The 3,014-nt window shown below is 71.2% G+C and carries 2 protein-coding genes; one reads left to right on the plus strand and one right to left on the minus strand.

Translation table 11 applies throughout. The features are described 5' to 3' along the window. Positions 1-33: 33 nt before the first annotated feature. Positions 34-2,211, minus strand: coding sequence for a protease pro-enzyme activation domain-containing protein (locus J0670_RS34390; protein ID WP_243437938.1), 2,178 nt, complete (start codon positions 2,209-2,211; stop codon positions 34-36). 253 nt (positions 2,212-2,464) lie between these two features. Here J0670_RS34390 and J0670_RS34395 point away from each other — a divergent pair. Continuing rightward, positions 2,465-3,014, plus strand: a 550-nt coding sequence (locus J0670_RS34395) for a CGNR zinc finger domain-containing protein (RefSeq protein WP_243437939.1), incomplete at its 3' end; no start/stop codon positions are given.

Below are 3,014 nucleotides of genomic sequence, written 5' to 3' on the forward strand. Positions count from 1 at the left end.
AGGGTGGTGCTACCGGTTCCTACCGGCCGGTGATCACTGGACGTTCAGCGCGACGTCGTCGATCACGAAGCTGGTCTGGTTGGAGCCGTCCTCGGTGCCGGTGAACTTGAGGGTCACGGTCTGGCCGGCGAAGGAGGTCAGGTCGACGGTCTGCTGGACGTAGCCGGCGGCCGCGTTCACGTTGGACCAGGTCTTCAGCGTGGTGCTGTTGGCCTGCAGGGTCAGCTTGTCGTACGCGGTGGTGCCGGTCTCCGCGGTGTCGATGTGCAGCCAGAAGGTCAGCTTGGCGGAGGCGCAGCCGGCCGGGACCGAGACGGTCTGCGACAGGGTGTCGGTGTGGGTGGTGCCGTAGCCGTTCAGCCAGGCCTTCCAGCTGCCGGAGTGGGCCGGCTCGGAGGCGCTGTTGTCGACGACGCCGGAGGAGGTCGCCCACGGGGCGGCGGTGCCGGTCTCGAAGCCGCCGTTGCCGATCAGCTGGGCCGGGGTGCAGCCGCCGGTGGGCGGCGGGGTGGTGCCGCCGCCGAGCAGGGCGGTGGTCAGCTGGTCGGCGGCCGGGGAGCCCCAGCCGGTGACCTGGTCGTAGCCGGTCTTGGCGGAGAAGTCCTGGTTGGCGCCGGTGGTCACGTCGTGGAAGGCGCTGCCGTAGCTGCTGCTGTTCGCGACCGAGTACAGCCGCGGGCTCGCCTCGCCGAGGACCGGCTGCCCGGCGGCCTTGGCCTTCTGGTTGAACTGGGCGGCGTAGCCGGACCACAGCGGCGCGGCCGCGCTGGTGCCGCCGTAGACCTGCCAGGCACCGGCCGTGTAGATCGCGAAGCCGCTCGCCGGGTCGGCGTTGGAGGAGACGTCCGGGACGGTGCGCATGGTGCCGCTGACGCCGGTGCCGGTCTGCCAGGTCGGCTTGCTGAACACGGTGGAGACGCCGCCGCCGGCGGTGCTCCAGGCGCTCTCCGAGGAGTAGCCGTTGCCGCTGGTGACCTTGAGGTTGGTGCCGCCGACGCCGGTCTGGTGCGGGCTGGACGCCGGGAAGTCGACGGCCTTGACGGTCGAGCCGCTGGTGGAGCGGGTGCAGTCGCGCGAGCCGTCGTCGCCGGAGGCGGAGAAGATCGAGATGCCCTGGGCGGCGGCCTGCTTGAAGGCGTTGTCGACGGCCGTCATCGAGGCGGCGGTGGTGTCCGGCTCGCAGGAGCCCCAGGAGATCGAGATGACCGAGGCCCTGTTGTCGGCCACGATCTTGTTGGCCATGTCGATCTCGCCCTGGTCGCTGTTGGGCGCCTCGTAGACCAGCTGGGTCGCCTTGGGGGCGGCGCCGCGGACGATCTCGCTGTCGAGCTCGACCTCGCCCTGGCCCTGGCCGGGGGCGGAGTCGTAGCTGGCGCCGTCCACCGAGACGGTGGTGACGGCAGGGCCGGTGAGGCCGTACTGCGAGTCGTAGGTGGTCAGGTTCGAGGACTGGTAGCCGTCGAACTCCCAGAGGGCGACGGTGCTGCCGGTGCCGTCGGCGCCGGTCTTGTTCAGGTTGTAGGCGCCGTCGTACTGGGCCGGGCCGAGGCCGCTCGGGCTGGCGGTGGCGGCGTTCGGGGTGATCGCGCCGGGCGTGGCCGAGTTGGGCTTGGCCAGGCGGTTCTTGCGCACCGCGTGGTTGTCCAGGCCGCTCACGCCCTGGACCACGGCGGCCAGGTCGGAGGGGATCGAGGCGGCGTCGTCGTTGGCGAAGAAGGCGCGCTGCAGCTGCGGGTCCAGGTAGGAGCTCTCGTGGGTGCCGAAGGCCTGGGAGATCTGCGCGGCGGTGCCGCGGGCGTTGACCACCTGGCGGTTGGCGCTCACGTCGGTGACGGCCAGGCCCTGCTGGGCCAGGTACGTCTTGACCTGGTCGACGGCCTGCTGGCTCGGGCCGAACTGGGCGGTGAACTGCTCCGGCGTCAGGTACTTGCCGAACTCGGGCGAGCCGGGGGTGGTGACGGCGGTGAGGAAGCGGTCCAGGGCGTCGGGGTTCCGCAGCTTCAGGCTGACGGACACCGAGATCTGCTGCTCGGCCGGGACGTCGCCCTTCTTCTCCGAGTGGGCCACCGCGGGGTTCACGGTGTTCGGCAGGGCGACGCGCGGGGTGGCGTGCGGAGCGGGAGCGGCCTGCGCGGTGGAGACGCCGAGCGAGACGGCGGTCAGCGGCAGGACGGCTATAGCCGCGGCGAGAGCGAGGGAACGGGGGCGCAACGGATCCTCCTCTGGCCGGCTGTGGGGGCCGGCAGGGGCCAGGCGTTCCGGGGTAGAACGCTGGCTAGAACATGACAGAACCGGTGTGCGAGGTGGCTCATGGCCAGGCAATTCGTTGCTAAAAAACAGTCAACTGTGGAGGTGTCGGAAATCGGGGATTCCATACAGTGAATGGCCGGAATTCCGGAACCGGTCCATACCAATTCGGCTGTTGGGGCCCGGACGTAGAATCGGAGGGAGCCGAGGGAGAACGATGACTGACGTGATGGCGGACCCGAGGGACCCGCGGCCGCTGATCGGCGAGCCGCTGGCGCTGGACCTGCTCAACACCCGCTGGGCCGGAACCCCCGTCAACGACCTGCTCACCGGCGTCGAGGGGTACGGGATCTGGCTCTCCTCCGCCGGGCTGAGCGGGCGCTGCGCGGCTGACGAAGTGGGCCTGGCGGCGATCCGGCAGGCCCGTGAGGCGATCGCCCTGGCGGCTCAGGACGCCCGCGAGCAGGGCGAGTTGAGCACGTCCGCCCGGTCCGCGCTGGACGCGGTGCTGGCGTACGGGCGGGTCCGGCGCAGCGCCGGGCCGGGTGGCGCCGAGGACCGGATCGAGACGGACGGGCCGCAGTGGCTGGCGCCCTGGCTGGCGGTGGACGACTTCCTCACGCTGCTCGGCCAGGGGGCGCACCGGGTGAAGCAGTGCGCGCACGAGGCGTGCATTCTGCATTTCTTCGACGCCTCGCAGAACGGGCGCCGGCGGTGGTGCCGGATGGCGGTGTGCGGGAACCGCGCGAAGGCCGCCCGGCACTATG

Origin of the sequence: Streptomyces sp. FH025, from assembly GCF_017427025.1 — a bacterium.
In the GTDB taxonomy this organism is placed as follows: domain Bacteria; phylum Actinomycetota; class Actinomycetes; order Streptomycetales; family Streptomycetaceae; genus Kitasatospora.